16 protein-coding genes and 1 tRNA gene are annotated in these 18,702 nt (G+C 62.9%); 12 read left to right on the plus strand and 5 right to left on the minus strand.

Features of this window, described 5'->3' with window-relative positions:
* The first annotated feature begins 38 nt into the window (after positions 1-38).
* From AC0L2C_RS08395 to glpK, 10 genes are all read left to right on the plus strand, one after another.
* Positions 39-1,448: a pyridoxal phosphate-dependent decarboxylase family protein gene (locus tag AC0L2C_RS08395; protein ID WP_473523155.1), complete on the plus strand. Its 1,410-nt coding sequence runs from the start codon at positions 39-41 to the stop codon at positions 1,446-1,448.
* A 126-nt stretch (positions 1,449-1,574) separates the two neighbouring features.
* Positions 1,575-2,342 carry a DeoR/GlpR family DNA-binding transcription regulator gene (locus AC0L2C_RS08400; RefSeq protein ID WP_128172387.1) on the plus strand — a complete coding sequence of 256 codons (768 nt, stop codon included), beginning with the start codon at positions 1,575-1,577 and terminating at the stop codon, positions 2,340-2,342.
* A gap of 139 nt (positions 2,343-2,481) precedes the next feature.
* Positions 2,482-4,008 (plus strand): glycerol-3-phosphate dehydrogenase, encoded by a 1,527-nt coding sequence (gene glpD / locus AC0L2C_RS08405; RefSeq protein ID WP_473523156.1) that lies wholly within the window; start codon positions 2,482-2,484, stop codon positions 4,006-4,008.
* A 28-nt stretch (positions 4,009-4,036) separates the two neighbouring features.
* Positions 4,037-5,119 carry an ABC transporter ATP-binding protein gene (locus tag AC0L2C_RS08410; RefSeq protein ID WP_023801183.1) on the plus strand — a complete coding sequence of 361 codons (1,083 nt, stop codon included), beginning with the start codon at positions 4,037-4,039 and terminating at the stop codon, positions 5,117-5,119.
* Between the two features lie 12 nt (positions 5,120-5,131).
* Positions 5,132-6,202: an ABC transporter ATP-binding protein gene (locus AC0L2C_RS08415; RefSeq protein WP_473523157.1), complete on the plus strand. Its 1,071-nt coding sequence runs from the start codon at positions 5,132-5,134 to the stop codon at positions 6,200-6,202.
* 5 nt (positions 6,203-6,207) lie between these two features.
* Positions 6,208-7,074, plus strand: a complete 867-nt coding sequence (locus AC0L2C_RS08420) for a carbohydrate ABC transporter permease (protein WP_027151935.1) — start codon at positions 6,208-6,210, stop codon at positions 7,072-7,074.
* A 112-nt stretch (positions 7,075-7,186) separates the two neighbouring features.
* The gene (locus AC0L2C_RS08425; protein ID WP_065007668.1) at positions 7,187-8,005 is read left to right on the plus strand and encodes a carbohydrate ABC transporter permease; all 819 of its coding nucleotides are present in this window, start codon (positions 7,187-7,189) and stop codon (positions 8,003-8,005) included.
* Positions 8,006-8,032: 27 nt separating this feature from the next.
* Positions 8,033-8,314: a DUF2160 domain-containing protein gene (locus tag AC0L2C_RS08430; RefSeq protein WP_027151937.1), complete on the plus strand. Its 282-nt coding sequence runs from the start codon at positions 8,033-8,035 to the stop codon at positions 8,312-8,314.
* Between the two features lie 72 nt (positions 8,315-8,386).
* Positions 8,387-10,129, plus strand: a complete 1,743-nt coding sequence (locus AC0L2C_RS08435) for an ABC transporter substrate-binding protein (protein ID WP_128244875.1) — start codon at positions 8,387-8,389, stop codon at positions 10,127-10,129.
* Between the two features lie 85 nt (positions 10,130-10,214).
* Positions 10,215-11,708: a glycerol kinase GlpK gene (gene glpK / locus AC0L2C_RS08440; RefSeq protein WP_473523158.1), complete on the plus strand. Its 1,494-nt coding sequence runs from the start codon at positions 10,215-10,217 to the stop codon at positions 11,706-11,708.
* A gap of 82 nt (positions 11,709-11,790) precedes the next feature.
* Here the strand turns inward: glpK and AC0L2C_RS08445 are convergent, their stop codons facing one another.
* Entirely contained in the window at positions 11,791-12,276 is a 486-nt protein-coding gene (locus AC0L2C_RS08445; protein ID WP_473523159.1) for a BA14K family protein, read from the minus strand.
* 263 nt (positions 12,277-12,539) lie between these two features.
* Between AC0L2C_RS08445 and AC0L2C_RS08450 the strand changes: the two genes are divergently transcribed.
* Positions 12,540-12,615 (plus strand) — tRNA-Lys (locus AC0L2C_RS08450).
* A gap of 117 nt (positions 12,616-12,732) precedes the next feature.
* On the opposite strand, the gene dprA is transcribed toward AC0L2C_RS08450, so the two are convergent.
* The 4 genes from dprA to AC0L2C_RS08470 all read right to left on the minus strand — a co-directional run bounded on the left by dprA (position 12,733) and on the right by AC0L2C_RS08470 (position 16,851).
* Positions 12,733-13,857: a DNA-processing protein DprA gene (dprA, locus tag AC0L2C_RS08455; RefSeq protein ID WP_473523160.1), complete on the minus strand. Its 1,125-nt coding sequence runs from the start codon at positions 13,855-13,857 to the stop codon at positions 12,733-12,735.
* Positions 13,854-14,441 (minus strand): glycerol-3-phosphate 1-O-acyltransferase PlsY, encoded by a 588-nt coding sequence (gene plsY / locus AC0L2C_RS08460; protein ID WP_473523161.1) that lies wholly within the window; start codon positions 14,439-14,441, stop codon positions 13,854-13,856. The genes dprA and plsY overlap by 4 nt, the downstream gene beginning before the upstream one ends.
* Positions 14,442-14,587: 146 nt before the next feature.
* On the minus strand, positions 14,588-15,874 hold the full coding sequence (locus tag AC0L2C_RS08465) for a dihydroorotase (protein WP_287247758.1): 1,287 nt from the start codon (positions 15,872-15,874) through the stop codon (positions 14,588-14,590).
* Complete coding sequence (locus AC0L2C_RS08470; RefSeq protein ID WP_473523162.1) at positions 15,871-16,851, minus strand: aspartate carbamoyltransferase catalytic subunit; 981 nt, start codon at positions 16,849-16,851, stop codon at positions 15,871-15,873. Before AC0L2C_RS08470 ends, AC0L2C_RS08465 begins: the two co-directional genes overlap by 4 nt.
* A 158-nt stretch (positions 16,852-17,009) precedes the next feature.
* Here AC0L2C_RS08470 and AC0L2C_RS08475 point away from each other — a divergent pair, with 158 nt between their 5' ends.
* Positions 17,010-18,638, plus strand: a complete 1,629-nt coding sequence (locus AC0L2C_RS08475; RefSeq protein WP_128168135.1) for a DNA alkylation response protein — start codon at positions 17,010-17,012, stop codon at positions 18,636-18,638.
* Positions 18,639-18,702: the final 64 nt, after the last annotated feature.

Genomic DNA, 18,702 nt, shown 5'->3' on the forward strand with positions numbered 1-18,702 from the left:
GCTCTTTGATCGCTGGGCCCGATGCGACGGAGAGCAGGATGAATAGCAACGAATTCCGGGAATGGTCGCTGCGCGCGGCCGAATGGGGTGCCGACTACAGGAGCACACTTCGCGAAAGACCGGTGCGGCCGCTCGTCGAACCGGGCGAAATCTCCAGAAGCATCGACGTCTCGCCGCCGGAACATGGCGAAACGATACAGGCAATCTTCGCCGACTTCGAGCGCAAAATCCTGCCCGGCATGACGCATTGGCAGCATCCGCGCTTCTTCGCCTATTTCCCGGCCAATGCCGCACCGGTCTCGGTGGTGGCCGAATATCTGGTCTCGGTTATGGCCGCGCAATGCATGCTCTGGCAAACTTCGCCGGCAGCGACCGAACTCGAGACGCGCGTCGTCGACTGGATGCGTCAGGCGCTTGGCCTGCCGGAAGGGTTTTCCGGCGTCATGCAGGATTCGGCATCGTCGGCGACGCTCGCCGCCGTGCTGACCATGCGCGAGCGCGCGCTCGACTGGCAGGGCAACAAGAAGGGCCTGCAGGGCCAGCCGATATTGCGCGTCTATTCCTCCGATCAGGTCCACACCTCCATCGACCGGGCGATCTGGGTGTCGGGCGTCGGCGAGGACAATCTCGTGCGCATTCCGGTTGCCGGCCGCTTCCGCGCCACGGATGTCGCAGCTCTCGAAGCGGCTGTCGTCGCCGACCGGCGGGCGGGCATGCTGCCGGCCGGCATCATCGCCTGCGTCGGCGGCACCAGCACCGGCGGCACCGATGATATCGCCGGCGTCGCCGCGGTGGCGAAACGGCACGGCCTCTATCTGCATGTCGATGCCGCCTGGGCCGGATCGGCGATGATCTGTCCGGAATACCGGCATTTCTGGGCGGGCGTGGAGCAGGCGGACTCCATCGTCTTCAACCCGCACAAATGGCTGGGCGCGCAGTTCGACTGCTCGATGCAGTTCATCCGCCGGCCGGAAGACCTGGTGCGGACGCTGGCCATCAAGCCGGATTACCTGGAGACGCATGGGCGCGACGGCATCATCAACTATTCCGAATGGTCGGTGCCGCTCGGGCGGCGCTTTCGCGCACTGAAACTCTGGTTCCTGCTGCGCGCCCACGGGCTGGAAAATCTGCGGACCATGATCCGCAACCATGTCGCCTGGAGCGAAGGGCTGGCCGAGCGGCTGGCCAGGGAACCGGATTTCGAGATCGCCTCGGAGCCGATGCTGTCGCTGTTCTCGTTCCGGCATTTGGCGGCCGGCATCGATTCGGACGAACACAACCTGCGGCTGGTCAACGCGATCAACGACGATGGCCGCATCTACCTGACGCAGACACGGGTGGACGGGCGGGTCGCGATCCGCTTTCAGGTCGGTCAGTTCGAGACGACGGCGGCGGATGTCGACACCGCATTCGGGGTCATCACCGAAATCTCCCGCCGGCTGGCCTGAATTGGTCGGCGAAGTTGCGTCGAGGTTTGTCTTTGGACGCATGCATTTTTCGTTAGCCGCCCCCATGCCTTTTCACCGCTTTCGTTTTTCGCTATAGACAAGGAAAACGAAAACGGGAGGTCACCGATGTATCTGTCGCCACGTCATTCCGAGATCATCCAGATGGCCAAGGACAATGGCCGCGTGCTGGTCGAGGATCTGGCAACGCATTTCAACGTGACGCCGCAGACCATCCGCAAGGACCTCAACGATCTGTGCGACCAGCGCCTGCTTTCCCGTATCCATGGCGGGGCGCTGTTCCCGTCCGGCATCGAGAACATGGAATATGAGGCGAGGCGCAAGATCGCCGCCGACGAGAAGGAGGCGATCGGTCGCGCCGCAGCCAGGCTGATACCGGACAACGCCTCGCTGTTCATCAATATCGGCACCACGACGGAGTCGGTCAGCAAGGCGCTTCTCGATCATGCCGGCCTGATGGTCATCACCAATAATATCAATGTTGCCAACAGGATGCGTATATATCCTTCCATCGAAGTTGTTATTGCCGGCGGCGTCGTGCGCGGTTCCGACGGCGGTGTGGTCGGCGAAGCGGCGGTCGATTTCATCAGGCAGTTCAAAGTCGACTACGCGGTGATCGGCGCCTCGGCGATCGACCATGACGGTGCGTTGCTCGATTTCGATTTTCGCGAGGTGAAGGTGGCGCAGGCGATCATCGCCAATGCCCGGCATGTCATCCTCGTTTCCGACCAGACCAAGTTCGAGCGGACGGCGCCGGTTCGCATCGGCCACCTGTCGCAGGTCAACACTTTCATCACCGATCGCTGCGATATCCCGTCGGTGCGCAAGATCTGCCAGGAAGCAGAGGTTCAACTGATCGAAACCTCGCTCTCCTAGATGGTGCCGTTGATGGTGCCGTTGCGGCAACTCCTGCTCTTTATATTTCGTTTGACATTCGTTCCTATTTCGAAATAATCCCGACACGGTTTCGTAAAAACCTAAGAATGCTGCAATGCGAAATCCGGGAGGACTATTTGTGAGCGCATCCCCGATCCATGACATCTTCGTCATCGGTGGCGGTATCAACGGCTGCGGCATCGCCCGCGATGCGGTTGGGCGCGGCTTCTCGGTGTTTCTTGCCGAGATGAACGATCTGGCCAGCGGCACGTCCTCGGGCTCGACCAAACTGATCCATGGCGGCTTGCGCTATCTGGAGTTCTATGAGTTCCGCCTGGTGCGCGAGGCGCTGAGGGAGCGCGAGATCCTCTGGAAGAACGCGCCGCACATCATCTGGCCGATGCGCTTCGTGCTGCCCTATGCCAAGGGCCTGCGCCCGGCCTGGCTGATCAGGCTCGGCCTTTTCCTCTACGACCACATTGGCGGGCGCAAATTGCTGCCGGCGACCAGGACTCTGGACATGGCAAACGACCCAGCCGGCAAGCCGCTGAAGCCGTTGTTTCGCAGGGCCTTCGAATATTCCGACGGCTGGGTCAACGATGCGCGGCTGGTGGCGTTGAACGCCCGCGACGCCGCCGATCGCGGCGCAACGATACGAACCCGCACGAAAGTCGTCGACGCACGCCGTGAAGGCGAGTTCTGGACGGTCAGGCTGCAAAACACGCAGACCGGCGACACCGAGGAGGTCAAGGCGCGGCTTTTGGTCAACGCCGCCGGCCCATGGGTCGACCACGTGCTGTCGGCTACGGTCGGGTTGAACGACGTGCACAATGTCCGGCTGGTACAGGGCAGCCATATCGTCATCAGCAAGAAATTCGACGATCCGCGCGCCTATTTCTTTCAGAACAAGGATGGCCGCATCATCTTTGCCATCCCCTACGAGGAAGAGTTCACGCTGATCGGCACCACCGACCAGGATTTTTCCGGCGACCCGCGCGACGTGAAGATCAGCGATGCCGAGATCGATTACCTCTGTGCTGCGGCGAGCGAATATTTCGCGCAACCGGTCAAGCGTTCGGACATCGTCTGGACCTATTCCGCCGTGCGCCCGCTTTATGACGACGGCGCCTCGAAGGCGCAGGAAGCGACCCGCGATTATGTGCTGAAGACCGACGGCGGCGAAGGCACGGCGCCGATCGTCAACACCTTCGGCGGCAAGATCACCACCTATCGCCGGCTGTCGGAATCGATGCTCGAGAAAATCGAGGGTTTTCTCGGCAAGCGCGGCAAGCCGTGGACGGCAAACGCGCCGCTGCCGGGCGGCGATTTCCCGGCGCGCGGCTTCGACGCCGAAGTGGCGAAACTGAAAACGGCCTATCCGTTCCTCGATGCGCGTCTGGCGCGCCGCCTGACCCGGCTTTACGGGACTCGCGCAAGGATGCTGCTGGGCCTCGCCAGGTCGAATGCCGACCTTGGCCGCAACTTTGGCGCCGATCTCTACGAGGCCGAGGTACGCTACCTCGTTCAAAATGAATGGGCGATGACGGCCGAAGATGTATTGTGGCGCAGGACCAAGCGCGGCCTGCAACTGAGCCGCGAGCAGGCGGCAGCGCTCGACGAATTCATGCGCGGGATAAGCCGGCGCCATGTCGCGGCTGCCGAATAGTCATGCAGAAAGCCTGGGAGGAGGCATCATGCTGGAACTGAGAAACGTGTCGAAGACGGTCGGCGCGGCGGAGCACATACGCGACGTGTCGCTGACGCTTCAGCATGGCTCGCTCAACGTCCTGCTCGGGCCGACGCTTTCCGGCAAGACCAGCCTGATGCGGCTGATGGCCGGCCTTGACGTGCCGACATCCGGCTCGGTCTGGTTCGATGGCAAGGATGTCACTGGCATTCCGGTGCAGAAGCGCAACGTCGCCATGGTCTACCAGCAGTTCATCAACTATCCGGCGATGACCGTTTACGAGAATATCGCCTCGCCGCTGAGGGTGGCCGGTGCCGAGCGGGCAAAGATCGACAAGGAGGTGCGCAATGCCGCAGCCCTTCTCAAGCTGACGCCCTTTCTCGACCGCACGCCGCTCAGCCTCTCCGGCGGCCAGCAGCAGCGCACCGCGCTGGCGCGCGCCATCGTCAAGAACGCCAGCCTCGTGCTGCTCGACGAGCCGCTCGCCAACCTCGACTACAAGCTGCGCGAGGAGTTGCGCGCGGAATTGCCGAAGATTTTTGCGGCAACCGGCACCATCTTCGTCTACGCCACGACCGAGCCGCACGAAGCCTTGCTGCTCGGCGGCAACACGGCGACGCTTTCCGAAGGCCGCATCACCCAGTTCGGCCCGACGATCGACGTCTTCCGCAGGCCGAACGACCTCGTCACGGCCAGGACGTTCGCCGATCCGCCGCTCAACACGATCGTGCTGAAGAAGAGCGGTTCGAGCTTCCTTCTTGAAGGTGGGGTGAGCCTCCCGGTGCCGGCTGAACTCGTCGGTATTGCCGATACGAGTTACACGATCGGCTTCCAGCCCCACCATCTCTCCCTTGCCCGGCCGAGCCCGTCGGCGGTGGCGGTGAGAGCCAAGGTCTCGGTCACCGAGATCACCGGTTCTGAAAGTTTCGTGCATCTCGATTTCGCCGATGTCCGCTGGGTCATGCTTGAGCACGGCATCCTGGTGTTCGAGCCGGACCAGACCATCGAGGTGTTCATCGATCCGCGGCACATCATGGTGTTCGACGCGAACGGCCGCTCGGCCGCGCCGCCACAGATGCTGGCGGCTTGAGGAGGAGGGCACATGGCGCGCATCGACTGCAATCACATCCGCCACGCCTACGGGCCGCATCCGAAGTCGGACAAGGACTATGCGCTGAAGGAGGTGCATCACGCCTTCGAGGACGGCGGCGCCTATGCGCTGCTGGGGCCGTCGGGCTGCGGCAAGACCACGCTGCTCAACATCATTTCCGGCCTGTTGTATCCGTCGCACGGCGAGCTTCTGTTCGACGGCAAGGACGTCACCAATCTGTCGACGCAGGAGCGCAACATAGCTCAGGTGTTCCAGTTTCCGGTCATCTACGACACCATGACCGTCTACGACAATCTGGCCTTCCCGCTGCGCAACCGCGGCGTTGCGGAACCCGACGTCGACCGCAAGGTGCGTGAAACCCTTGACATGACCGGTCTGGCCGACATGGCCAAGCGAAAGGCGAGGGGGCTGACCGCCGACCAGAAGCAGAAGATCTCGCTCGGACGCGGGCTGGTGCGCTCCGATGTCAACGCGATCCTGTTCGACGAGCCGCTGACCGTCATCGACCCGCATATGAAATGGGTGCTGCGTTCGCAGTTGAAGCAGTTGCACAGGCGCTTCGGCTTCACCATGGTCTATGTCACGCACGACCAGACCGAGGCGCTCACCTTCGCCGAAAACGTCGTCGTCATGTATGAGGGCGAGATCGTTCAGATCGGCTCGCCAGCCGAACTGTTCGAGCGCCCCAAGCATACATTCGTCGGCTATTTCATCGGCTCGCCGGGCATGAACGTCATGCCGGTCGCGGTCGAAGGCAGGAGCGCGCGGCTCGGCAGCCAGACGATCGAATTGCCGGGCGCGCCCAAGGCCGGGATCACCGGTGCGATCGAACTCGGCATCCGCCCCGAATATGTCAGGCTTGGCGCCAGCGGCATGCCGGTTTCAATCCGCAAGGTCGAGGATATCGGCCGCCACAAGGTGGTGCGCGCCAGTTTCGAAGGCCGCGACATCGCGGCGATCATCGGCGAGGACGAGGACATTCCCGCCGATCCGAAGATCGCTTTCGACCCGGCCGGCATCAACATCTATGCCGATTCCTGGCGCGTCGAGACGGGAGGCTGAACTCCATGGATAAGACCTGGAACAACAAGGCGTGGTTCATGGTGCTGCCGGTGCTGGTGCTGGTGGCGTTCAACGCAATCATCCCGCTGATGACGGTGGTCAACTATTCAGTTCAGGAGACGTTCGGAAACAACCTGTTCTTCTTTGAAGGCGTTAAGTGGTTCCAGGAAGTGCTTAATTCGCCGCGCTTCCACGCATCGCTCCTGCGCCAGTTCGCCTTCACTGGGTTAATCCTGCTGATCGAGGTGCCGCTAGGCGTGGCGGTGGCGCTTGCCATGCCGCGTTCCGGCCCATGGGTCGCGGTCTGCCTGGTGTTGATGTCGCTGCCGTTGCTGATCCCATGGAACGTCGTCGGCGCCATGTGGAACATCTTTGCGCTGCCGGACATCGGGCTGCTCGGCTATGTTATCAACGCGATGGGCATCAGCTACAATTTTACCAGCCAGCCGCTGGCGGCGTGGTTCACCGTCGTCCTGATGGACGTATGGCATTGGACCTCGCTGGTGGTGCTGCTTGCCTATGCAGGCCTCGTCTCGATACCCGACGCCTACTATCAGGCTGCAAAGATTGACGGTGCATCACGTTGGTCGGTGTTCCGCTTTATCCAGCTGCCCAAGATGAAGCGAGTGCTGACCATTGCCATGCTGCTGCGGTTCATGGATTCCTTCATGGTCTACACTGAACCGTTCGTTCTAACAGGCGGGGGACCGGGCAATGCCACGACCTTCCTGTCGATCGATCTTGTCAAGGCAGCGCTCGGCGAATTCAACCTCGGAATCGCGGCGGCCATGAGCATCATCTACTTCCTGATGACGCTGCTGGTGTCGTGGCTCTTCTACACCCTGATGACCCAATCCGAAGCGGAGGGCTGAGATGAGATCAGTGAAGGAAGGCCTTGGGGATAAAAGGGGCGACGTTTTGATGCGAGAGCAGACAACGCCGCCACCGGCGTCGAATGCGGCGGGTCTCCATTCGAAGAGCGTAATGAGCGGACGCGGCCGGGAGGCGCGCTTCCTTTGGCTCGTGCCGACGGTCTACATCATCTTCCTGATGCTGCCGATCTACTGGCTGCTCAACATGTCGTTCAAGACGACGAACGAAATCCTCGGCGGCTTTTCATTGTGGCCCCGCAGTTTCACGGTGGCGAGCTATGTCGAGATCCTCACCAACCCCGTTTGGTACAATGGCTACATCAGCTCTATCAGCTATGTATTTATCAACACTGCGATTTCGGTCAGCGTGGCGCTGCCCGCCGCCTATGCCTTCTCGCGCTACCGCTTCCTTGGGGACAAGCACCTGTTCTTCTGGCTGCTGACCAACCGCATGGCGCCGCCGGCGGTTTTCGCGCTGCCGTTTTACCAGCTCTACTCGGCCATCAATCTCTTCGACACGCCCTGGGCCGTTGCGCTGGCGCACTGCCTGTTCAACATACCGCTCGCAGTGTGGATTCTCGAAGGCTTCATGTCCGGCGTGCCGAAGGAGATCGACGAGACGGCCTTCATAGACGGCTATTCCTGGCCGCGGTTCTTCGTGAAGATATTCATGCCGCTGATCGCTTCCGGCATCGGTGTCACGGCGTTCTTCTGCTTCATGTTCTCTTGGGTCGAGCTGTTGCTCGCCAAGACGCTGACGTCTGTCGCCGCGAAGCCGATCGCCGCCGTGATGACCCGGACGGCGAGCACATCGGGCTACGAACTTGGATTGCTGGCGGCCGCCGGCGTGCTCACCATCGTCCCGGGCGCGATCGTCATCTGGTTCGTCCGGAACTATATCGCCAAGGGGTTTGCGCTCGGCCGCGTCTAGCGGCGGCGCAGGGAAGGAGTAAAGACGATGGATCTGTCATGGATGGCCTGGACTTGGCAGACCGCCACCTTCTTCGGCGTGATCCTGCTTCTTCTGGTCGGGATGACCGTGTGGGAGTGGGCCAGTCCTGGCGGAGCGCCGCGCCATGGCATTCTCGGCCTCGACACTACGCGTGGCGACCGACTGTTCATTTCGCTGCTAGGCAGCGCCTATATCCATCTCGCTTGGCTGGGTCTTGTCGGACCCAACCTGTGGTGGGCACTCGCCCTCTCGATCGTCTACGCCATCGGCGTTTTTCGGTTCGTCTAGGGGGAGAAACTGTTGGAGCGGCCGCACAACGACCGCTCCGATTGCACTTGAAACCGAAATGGGAGGAACCTCATGCGACGTCACCTACTAACATCGACAACGGCACTAATCCTGCTGCTCGGGGCCAGTCAGGCCTACGCAGGCATGGACGAAGCCAAGACATTCCTTGACACGGAAATCGATGGTCTTTCGACCCTTGATCGCTCGGCTCAGGAAGCCGAAATGCAATGGTTTGTCGATGCCGCGAAACCCTTCGCCGGCATGGAAGTCAACGTGCTGTCGGAAGGTATCCCGACACACACCTATGAATCGACCGTGCTCACCAAGGCGTTCGAGGCGATCACCGGCATCAAGGTCAACCACCAGATCCTCGGCGAGGGCGAAGTCGTCCAGGCCGTCCAGACCCAGATGCAGACCAACCGCAACCTTTATGATGCTTATGTCAACGACAGCGATCTGATCGGCACCCATTCGCGGCTGCAGCTTGCCGTGAATCTCACCGATTTCATGGCCGGCGAAGGCAAGGACGTCACCCTTCCGACGCTCGATCTCGAAGACTTCATTGGCATCAAGTTCACGACCGGCCCGGACGGCAAGCTCTACCAGCTCCCGGACCAGCAGTTCGCCAACCTCTACTGGTTCCGCAAGGATTGGTTCGACAAGCCGGAACTCAAGGAAAAGTTCAAGGCCAAGTATGGCTACGATCTCGGCGTCCCGGTGAACTGGTCCGCCTACGAGGATATCGCCGAATTCTTCTCCAAGGATGTGAAGGAAATCGACGGCGTGCAGGTCTTCGGACACATGGACTACGGCAAGCGCGCACCCGATCTCGGTTGGCGCATGACTGACGCGTGGCTGTCCATGGCCGGCACCGGCAGCCCTGGCGAGCCGAATGGCATCCCGATCGACGAATGGGGCATCCGCATGGAGGCGGGCACCTGCAATCCGGTCGGCGCGAGCGTTTCGCGCGGTGGCGAGGCGAATGGTCCGGCGTCGGTCTATGCCATCGCAAAGTGGGACGAGTGGCTGCGTAACTTTGCACCTCCCGGAGCAGCGAGCTACGATTTCTACCAGTCGCTGCCCGCGCTGAGCCAAGGCAACGTGGCCCAGCAGATCTTCTGGTACACGGCTTTCCTCGCCGACATGGTGAAGCCCAAGTCGGAAGGCAACAACACGGTCGATGATCAGGGCAATTTGTTGTGGCGCATGGCCCCGTCGCCGCACGGCCCGTACTGGAAGGAAGGGCAGAAGATCGGCTATCAGGACGTGGGCTCTTGGACGATCCTGAAATCGACTCCGGCCGATCGTGCTAAGGCCGCCTGGCTTTATGCGCAGTTCGTCGTGTCGAAGACCGTGTCTTTGAAGAAGTCCCATGTCGGGCTCACTCTGATCCGCGATTCCGACATTCGGCATCAGTCGTTTACCGACCGTGCGCCCAAACTCGGCGGCTGGGTGGAGTTCTACCGCTCTCCAGACCGGGTCGCCTGGTCGCCGACCGGCATCAACGTGCCCGACTACCCGAAGCTCGCCCAGATCTGGTGGCAGCAGATCGGCGACGTGAACTCCGGGGCGTTCACGCCGCAGCAGGCGATGGACCGCCTCGCTGAGGAAATGGACATCACGATGGCCCGCATGCAGGCCGCCGACGAGTCCGCTAAGGTCTATGGCGGCTGTGGTCCGCGACTCAACGAGCCGAAAGATCCGACCGAATGGTTGGGCAAGCCGAACGGTCCTAAGGCCAAACTCGAGAACGAGAAGCCGAAAGGCGAGACCATCGTCTATGAGGAACTGATCAAGCGCTGGACCACCCAGTAGGCTTGCCGAACCGCGAAAGCGGAAAGAGGCTACAGGGAGGCGGCGCGAGCCGTCTCCCTTCTTTGCGAATGATGGGGGAGACAGCATGACCGGATACATCCTAGCAATCGACCAGGGGACGACATCGAGCCGGGCGATCCTGTTCGACGGTGACATGATGGTCGTGGGCAGCGGCCAGAAGGAATTTACCCAGCATTATCCGGCCTCCGGCTGGGTAGAGCATGATCCGGAGGAAATCTGGTCGAGCGTCTTGGCGACGGCGAAGGCTGCGCTGAAGAGCGCCGGCCGCGATGCATCGGATGTCGCTGCTATCGGCATCACCAACCAGCGCGAGACCGTCGTCATCTGGGACAGGGCGACCGGCAGGCCGATCCACAACGCGATCGTCTGGCAGGACCGCCGCACCGCGCCGCTGTGCCAGAAATTGAAGAAGCAGGGGTTGGAGAAGAAGTTCACCAGGAAGACCGGCCTGCTGCTCGATCCCTATTTCTCCGGCACCAAGATCGCCTGGATGCTGGACAAGGTGAAGGGCGCCAGAAAACGCGCCGAGAACGGCGAATTGCTGGCCGGCACCATCGACAGCTTTCTGATCTGGCGGCTGACCGGCGGCAAGGTTCACGCCACCGATGCCACCAACGCCTCGCGCACGCTGGTCTACAACATCGAAAAGAATGGATGGGACGACGAGCTGCTGGCCATTCTTGGTATACCGGCAAGAATGCTGCCGCAGGTGAAGGATTGCGCCGACGACTATGGAATCACAGAGAAAAGCCTGTTCGGCGCAGAGATAAAGATCCTCGGTGTGGCTGGCGACCAGCACGCGGCGACCATCGGCCAGGCCTGTTTCGAGCCGGGCATGATGAAATCGACCTATGGCACCGGCTGCTTCGCGCTGCTCAACACCGGCAGCGATCTGGTGCGCTCGAAGAACCGTCTGTTGACGACCATTGCCTACAGGCTGAACGGCAAGACCACCTATGCGCTGGAAGGGTCGATCTTCATCGCAGGTGCTGCCGTGCAATGGCTGCGCGACGGCATCAAGGTGATCGGCAAGGCCGAGCAGAGCGGCGTGCTGGCGGCGAGCGCCGACCCGACCCAACAAGTCTACCTGGTGCCGGCTTTCGTCGGGCTTGGCGCGCCCCACTGGGACGCCGAGGCGCGCGGCGCCATCTTCGGGCTGACCCGCAATTCGGGCCCGGCGGAATTTGCCCGTGCCGCACTCGAGTCCGTCGCGTTCCAGACGCGCGACCTGCTCGACGCGATGCGCAGGGACTGGAAGAGCGCGTCAGCGAAGACCGTTCTCAGGGTCGATGGCGGCATGGTGGCGTCGGACTGGACGATGCAGCGGCTTGCCGACATCCTCGACGCACCGGTCGACCGCCCGACCATCCTGGAGACGACGGCGCTCGGCGCGGCATGGCTGGCCGGCTCGAAGGCCGGCGTCTGGCCGAAGACAAGGGAATTCGCCAGGAGCTGGGCGCTGGAGCGACGGTTTCGACCGGACATGGATGCATCGGTCCGTTCCGCAAAGCTGGCGGGTTGGCGCCATGCTGTGCGACGGACACTGAGCACGCTGTAGATTCGCGCTCCGAAAAGAAAAGCCTGCGCCGTTGCCGGCGCAGGCTTTTCAACAAGCTTTATTCAACTCTGCCCCTGGCTTATCAATAGGGCGAGATGCACTGCCGGCGGGGGCCGTAGTAAGGCTTAAACGTGTTGTCGTAGGCCCGGTAAGATCTGTAGCGGCTGTAGCACCACTCCACGTGGGCATCGCCGCGATAGATGCGGCGGCTCTGATTGTTGATGATCGCGCCGGTGATCAGCGCGCCGGTAGCGAAGGCCGCCAGCGGGAACCAGTAGCCGTTGTAGCGACGATAGCCAGGACGATAATAGCGATAGCCGCGATAGCCGCGATAGTACCTGAAATCGTCGTTACCGGCGAAACGACGAAAATCGCGGCGGGAAAAATCGCGACGCGAGAAATCCCGGTTCCTCCACCTCCACCGTTCATCCTGAACTGTCTGGACATCCGACGAGACGTTCTGACCCAGCGGCACGTAGATGGGCTGGGCGTTGACGGGCACGATCTGCGCTACAGCGAATGATGCTGACAGCACGGTCGCCAGCAAGCCCGACATGATCCTGTTCATGGCCTTCTCCTTGATAGCGTCGTCCCTTGTAGCGATAAAAACGGGCAGGTTGCGCAATTGTTCCGCGAAGAATAGCAAGCTACTGATTCGTAATGCGTCTCGGCTTTTGTGCGAGACAGCCACTCCGGTCTTGTCGAGACGGTTTGCGAGGCGTCAGCAGACCGCGAAAAGTCCGGCTCGCGAGGCCTCTTTTTCCGGTTGACCGTTCGAGACACTCTCCCTATGTTCCGCGCAATTTCGAGGGCGGCATCCTGAGCCCGCGGGAGCGCGTAGCTCAGCCGGTAGAGCAACTGACTTTTAATCAGTAGGTCCAGGGTTCGAATCCCTGCGCGCTCACCATTTTTTCCCTGAAAATCAATAGGTTAGCGTTCCTGTTCCCGGTCTAAAGCGAGATGCTTCATGACGCCTTGGGTTTTCCAGCGGCGTCGAGCCAGGTTCTCTCAAGAATCGTCTCGATCACACCAGCGAGACATTGCCGCCGGCGTGGCGCTCCAGCCGGCCGGCTAAGTCGAGTTCCAGCAGCACCATGAAAACCTGGGCGGGATGCAGGCCGGTGTGGCGGATGATTTCGTCGATCGCCACCGGCGTTGGGCCGAGCGCTTCGATGACGCGGGCGCGGTCGTCTTCGCCGGGTGGCGGTGTTGCCGAAAAGTCGGGCGGCTCTTCGAGCAGCGGCGTTCTTGGCGCCAGTTTGCCGACCAGCGGCGCGATCGCACCGGTAATGTCCGCTGCTTCGGTGACCAGGGTGGCGCCGTCCTTGAGCAAGGCGTTGGCGCCGGCGGCGCGCGGATCGAGCGGCGAGCCGGGGACGGCGAAGACCAGCCGGCCCATCTCGCCGGCAAGCCTGGCGCTGATCAGCGAGCCGGAGCGCAGCGCCGCCTCGACCACGACCAGCCCCAATGCCGCACCGGCGACAAGGCGGTTGCGGCGTGGAAAATCCTGGGCGCGCGGCTGCCAGCCGAACGGCATCTCTGAAATGATGGCACCGCCGCGCTCGGCAATCTCGTTGCACAATGCGGCATTGTCGGGCGGGTAGGGCAGGTCGAGGCCGCCGGCCAGCACACCGATCGTGCCTGACGCAAGGCTGCCCTGATGGGCTGCCGTGTCGATGCCGCGCGCCAGGCCGGAGACGATGCCGAAGCCGTCGCGGCCGAGTTCGGCGGCGAGCGTCCGCGCCATCTTGATGCCGGCCAGCGAGGCGTTTCGGGCGCCGACTATGGCGACCGCCGGCAGCCGGAACACCGCGCCTTCGCCCTTGACCGCGAGCAGCGGCGGCGGATGGTCCATGCTTTTCATCAGCGGCGGATAGTCGGCCTCGCCAATGCCGACGAAGCGGGCGCCGGCGCGCCGTGCGGTCTCCAGTTCCGCCTCGGCCTCGGCCACCGTCGGGATGCGGACGGCCTTTCTGGCGCCGCCCGAAACCATCAGCTCGGGCAGCATCTCGAGCGCCGTCTCGGCCGAGCCGAAGCGGTTGATCAGGTCGCGAAAGGTGGCCGCACCGACATTCGGCGTGCGGATCAAACGAAGCCAGCTCAACCGCTGCCGGTCGCTGAGCCGCGTCCCGGCGGCGCGCTGGCTCACTCCCTGGCTCCGATCTTGTTCTCGGTGCCGGCCAGCAGCCGGGTAATGTTGGCCCGGTGTTTTATGATGACGATCAGGCTCATCAGCGCGAACAGCCCGGCAATCTCGGGCGTGCTGAGGACATAGAGCGCGATCGGCACGACGATTGCTGCCGTCAGCGCCGCCAGCGAGGAATAGCGGAACAGGAAAGCCGTGGCCAGCCAGACGACGGCAAAGATCAGCGCCACCTGCCAGCCAAGAGCGATCAGCACGCCGAGATAGGTGGCGACCCCCTTGCCGCCCTTGAAACCGAGCCAGACCGGGAAGAGATGGCCGAAGAAGGCGCCTAAGCCGGCCCAGAGCCCGAGCTCCGGGGCAAAGTAACCGGCGATCAGCACCGCCGCCGTGCCTTTCAGCGCGTCGAGCAGCAGCGTGGCGGCAGCCAGGCCCTTGTTGCCGGTGCGCAGCACATTGGTGGCGCCGATATTGCCGGAGCCGATGTTGCGGACGTCGCCAAGGCCGGCGGCACGGGTGATCAGGAGGCCGAACGGGATCGAGCCGAGCAGATAGCCGAACACCAGCGCCAAGACGATGCCGTAAGCCATTGTTCCCCCGGATATGCCCTAAAGCGCGTCGCGTTTGACCGGCCTGATGCGACGCGCTTTAGGTTGCTGTTTTATGCATGTCGTTATCGCAAAACCGCTGCGCACCCTCGGGTCAGGCCCGAGGGCATGCTTTTGCGCGACATGCATTAGGCCGAAAACACTGTGCGGCCCGCCACCATCGTTTGCAAGACCTTGCCCTGCAGCCGCGCGCCTTCGAAACAGGTGTTTTTCGAGCGCGAACGGATGCCGCTTTCGCTGACGATCCATGGCTCGTCGAGATCGACCAGCGCAAGGTCGGCGACCGCACCCGGCTTCAGCGTGCCGCCGGGCAGGCCGAACAGTCTTGCCGGCGCAGTGGACAACGTCTCAACCAACCTGAGCAGCGTCATATCGCCATTGTGGTAGAGCCGCAGCGCCGCGCCGAGCAGCGTTTCCAGTCCGATGGCACCGGCCGCGGCGTCGGCGAAAGGCAGCCGCTTGGTGTCGACGTCCTGCGGGTCGTGCGAGGATACGATGATGTCGATCGTGCCGTCCTTGACCGCCTCGATCATCGCCAGCCGGTCCTCCTCGGCGCGCAGCGGCGGCGTCAGCCGGAAGAAGGTGCGGTATTCGCCGACATCGTTCTCGTTGAGCGACAGATTGTGGATCGAGACGCCTGCTGTGACTTTGGCGCCGTCGGCCTTGGCCCTCGTTACCGCGTTTGCCGCCATCGCAGTCGAAATCTTGGCCGCGTGATAGGCGCCGCCAGTCAGCCGCGCCAGCGCAAGATCGCGCTCCAGCGGAATGGACTCGGCTTCGCGCGGAATGCCGGCAAGGCCGAGCCAGCTGGCATAGAGGCCTTCGTTCATGACGCCTGACGAAGCGAGGTCGGCGTCCTGGGTTTCATGCGCGATCACGCCGCCGAAATCGCGCGCATAGGTCAGCGCACGGCGCATCACCAGTGCGCTTGAAATGGTGTGCCGGCCGTCAGTGAAGGCGATCGCGCCGGCCTCGCGCAGCAGGCCGAATTCGGTCATCTCGCGGCCTTCGAGCCTCTTGGTGATCGCCGCCGCCGGAAAGATATTGACGACGGCAGTGTCCTTGGCGGTGCGCAGCACGAATTCGACCAGCGCGACATTGTCGATCACCGGGTCGGTGTCGGGCATCATGACGATGGAAGTCACGCCGCCGGCCGCCGCCGCCACGCTGGCCGAAGCGATGGTCTCGCGGTGCTCGCCGCCCGGTTCGCCGATGAAGACGCGCGCATCGATCAGGCCGGGAATAATTGCCTTGCCGGCGCAGTCGATGACGTTAGCATCTTGCGCAGCGCCCTGGTTCAAGGCCGCCTTGCCGGCAGCGACGATCTTGCGGCCCTCGACAATGACGGTGCCGACCTCGTCAATGCCGCGCGACGGATCGACGATGCGGGCCCGGCTGAAGACGGTTGTGCTCATGCGCCGCGGCCCTCAAGAATGCGGCCCTCATAATTGCGGCGGGGATCGAGCAGCGCTTCCATCACCGCCATGCGCACGGCAACACCCATCTCCACCTGTTCCTGGATGACGCTCTGCGGACCGTCGGCGATTTCCGAAGCGATCTCGACGCCGCGGTTCATCGGGCCGGGATGCATGACCAGAGCGCCGTCCTTGGCCGCCTTCAGCTTCTCGGCGTCGAGGCCGAAATAGTGGAAATACTCACGCACCGAAGGCACGAAGGCGCCTTCCATGCGCTCGCGCTGCAGCCGCAGCATCATCACCACATCCGCGTCCTTGAGCCCTTCGACCATCGAACGGGTGACGATCACGCCCATTTTCTCGATGCCGGCGGGCAAAAGCGTCGATGGCGCCACGACGCGCACCTGCGCGCCGAGCGCATTGAGCAGCATGATGTTGGAACGCGCCACTCGCGAATGCAGGATGTCGCCGCAGATCGCCACGATCAGCTTCGACAGCGGGCCCCTGGCGCGGCGGATGGTCAGCGCGTCGAGCAGCGCCTGCGTCGGGTGCTCATGGGCGCCGTCGCCGGCATTGATCACCGAGCAGCCGACCTTTTGCGCCAGCAGCGCGGCGGCACCCGCCGACTGGTGGCGGATGATCAGGATGTCGGGATGCATGGCGTTCAGCGTCATCGCCGTGTCGATCAGCGTCTCGCCCTTCTTCACCGAAGAACTGGCCACCGACATGTTCATGACATCGGCGCCGAGCCGTTTTCCGGCCAGTTCGAACGACGATTGCGTCCGTGTCGAAGCTTCGTAGAACAGGTTGATCTGGGTGCGGCCACGCAGCGTCGAGGCCTTCTTCTCCGACTGCCGCGAGATCGCGACCGACCGGTCCGCCCTGTCCAGCAAAAGCTCGATGTCGGCGGGGGAAAGATCGCGGATGCCCAGAAGATGGCGGTGAGGGTAGAGTGGCAGGGACGAAGCGTCGGTCATCTCAAGGCGCTGCTATAGGGTGGAGGACCTTTGGCTGCAAGCACCAGCTTTGGATTGCGGCCTTTCTCCCCGGTATTTTCGTCGCGCTCGTTGCGCGGCTTGGGCTATATCTAGCTGATGGCTTCGGATTCGTGGCCTTGTGATGATAAGGACAGTGTGTGACCGACGACGTGACGAACCAGCCGCCGCCGCTGGCAGGCGGCAACGCCTGGCGAGGCGATCCGTTGCTGATCCAGCTTGCCGAGCGTTTTTCCGATCCGGTGCGCAAGGATATCGATGGGCTTGGCCGTTTCGTGCTGACGCAGGAGGCGCAGGAACTGGCTCGCCTTGCCAATGTCGAGACGCCCAAGCTCAGGACGCATGACCGCCAGGGCCGGCGCATCGATCTGGTCGAGTTCCATCCAGCCTATCATGCGCTGATGCGCCGGTCGGTGGCGAACGGGCTGCATTCGTCGGTCTGGGAAAATGGCGATGCCGAGATCGGCCGCCGCCATCAGGTGCGCGCCGCCCGTTTCTACCTGACCGCCCAACTCGAAACCGGGCATCTCTGTCCCATCACCATGACCAGCGCATCGCTGGCAGCGCTGATGGCAAGCCCAAAACTGTTTCGCGAATGGGCGCCGCGGGTGACGACACGCAAATACGACCAGAGCCAGAAGCCGCCGGTCGAAAAAGCCGGGCTGACGCTCGGCATGGGCATGACCGAGAAGCAGGGTGGCACCGACGTCCGCGCCAACGTCACCAGGGCCGAGCGCGCAGGCAGCAGCTTCTATCGGCTGACCGGCCACAAATGGTTCATGTCGGCGCCGATGTCGGATGCATTCCTGGTGCTTGGACAGGCGCCGGAAGGACTTTCGTGCTTTCTCGTTCCGCGCATTCTCGGCGATGGCTCGGGCAACGGCTTCCGCTTCCAGCGGCTGAAGGACAAGCTTGGCAACCGCTCCAACGCCTCGTCCGAAGTCGAGTTCGTCAATGCCATCGGCGAGATCGTCGGCGAGCCCGGGGCAGGCGTCAAGACGATAATGGATATGGTGACGCTAACCCGGCTCGACTGCGCGATCGCCTCGTCGGCGATCATGCGAGCCGGGCTGGCCGAAGCCGTCCACCACACCCGTCACCGCCAGGTGTTTGGAACCAATCTGATCGAGCAGCCGCTGATGCAGCGCGTGCTGGCCGACATGGCGCTCGACGTCGCCGCCGCCACCGCGCTGTCATTCCGACTAGCGCGCTCGTTCGACGAGGCGGCCGGCGACCGCGGCGAGGCGGCTTTTGCGCGCGCCATGACGCCGGTCGTCAAATACTGGGTCTGCAAGATCGCACCGCCGCTGCTCTATGAGGCGATGGAGTGCCTCGGCGGCAATGGCTATGTCGAGGAGGCGCCGCTCGCCCGCTACTATCGCGAAGCTCCGGTCAACGCGATCTGGGAGGGATCCGGCAATGTCATGGCGCTCGACGTGCTGCGCGTGCTGGGGCGTGCACCCGGACTGTTCGAGGAGGTGCTGGCCGGCATCGATCGCGATCTCGGCGCCGGCGGACGCGGCACCGTCGGTGTGCTCAAGGCAGCAATGCAGGTCGCGGCCACCGATGAGGGCTCGGCCCGTCTGCTCACCGAGCAACTGGCGCTGTCGGCGGCGGCGGCGGAGCTTCGCAGGCTGGGGGCAGGGCGGATCGCCGACGCCTTCGTCGAGACGCGCCTCGCCGGCCAGTGGCGCAACACCTATGGCATGCTCGATTCACGCCATGACGCGCGCATGATCATCGACACGCTGTACCCACCGGTCACCTGAAGCGACTTCGGCAAGGTTTCTCGTCGTCTGTCGCGCCGCTAGATGATTGCGAGCGCGGCGCAAA

Source organism: Mesorhizobium sp. WSM4845, from assembly GCF_055811455.1.

Bases quoted from the DNA above. Each gene is read 5' to 3' on its own strand.
- AC0L2C_RS08445 (WP_473523159.1), bottom strand. From the start codon at position 12,276: ATGAACAGGATCATGTCGGGCTTGCTGGCGACCGTGCTGTCAGCATCA.
- glpK (WP_473523158.1), top strand. From the start codon at position 10,215: ATGACCGGATACATCCTAGCAATCGACCAGGGGACGACATCGAGCCGG.
- AC0L2C_RS08415 (WP_473523157.1), top strand. From the start codon at position 5,132: ATGGCGCGCATCGACTGCAATCACATCCGCCACGCCTACGGGCCGCAT.
- AC0L2C_RS08470 (WP_473523162.1), bottom strand. From the start codon at position 16,851: ATGACCGACGCTTCGTCCCTGCCACTCTACCCTCACCGCCATCTTCTG.
- AC0L2C_RS08410 (WP_023801183.1), top strand. From the start codon at position 4,037: ATGCTGGAACTGAGAAACGTGTCGAAGACGGTCGGCGCGGCGGAGCAC.
- AC0L2C_RS08395 (WP_473523155.1), top strand. From the start codon at position 39: ATGAATAGCAACGAATTCCGGGAATGGTCGCTGCGCGCGGCCGAATGG.
- AC0L2C_RS08435 (WP_128244875.1), top strand. From the start codon at position 8,387: ATGCGACGTCACCTACTAACATCGACAACGGCACTAATCCTGCTGCTC.
- AC0L2C_RS08425 (WP_065007668.1), top strand. From the start codon at position 7,187: ATGAGCGGACGCGGCCGGGAGGCGCGCTTCCTTTGGCTCGTGCCGACG.
- AC0L2C_RS08430 (WP_027151937.1), top strand. From the start codon at position 8,033: ATGGATCTGTCATGGATGGCCTGGACTTGGCAGACCGCCACCTTCTTC.
- plsY (WP_473523161.1), bottom strand. From the start codon at position 14,441: ATGGCTTACGGCATCGTCTTGGCGCTGGTGTTCGGCTATCTGCTCGGC.
- AC0L2C_RS08465 (WP_287247758.1), bottom strand. From the start codon at position 15,874: ATGAGCACAACCGTCTTCAGCCGGGCCCGCATCGTCGATCCGTCGCGC.
- AC0L2C_RS08400 (WP_128172387.1), top strand. From the start codon at position 1,575: ATGTATCTGTCGCCACGTCATTCCGAGATCATCCAGATGGCCAAGGAC.
- AC0L2C_RS08420 (WP_027151935.1), top strand. From the start codon at position 6,208: ATGGATAAGACCTGGAACAACAAGGCGTGGTTCATGGTGCTGCCGGTG.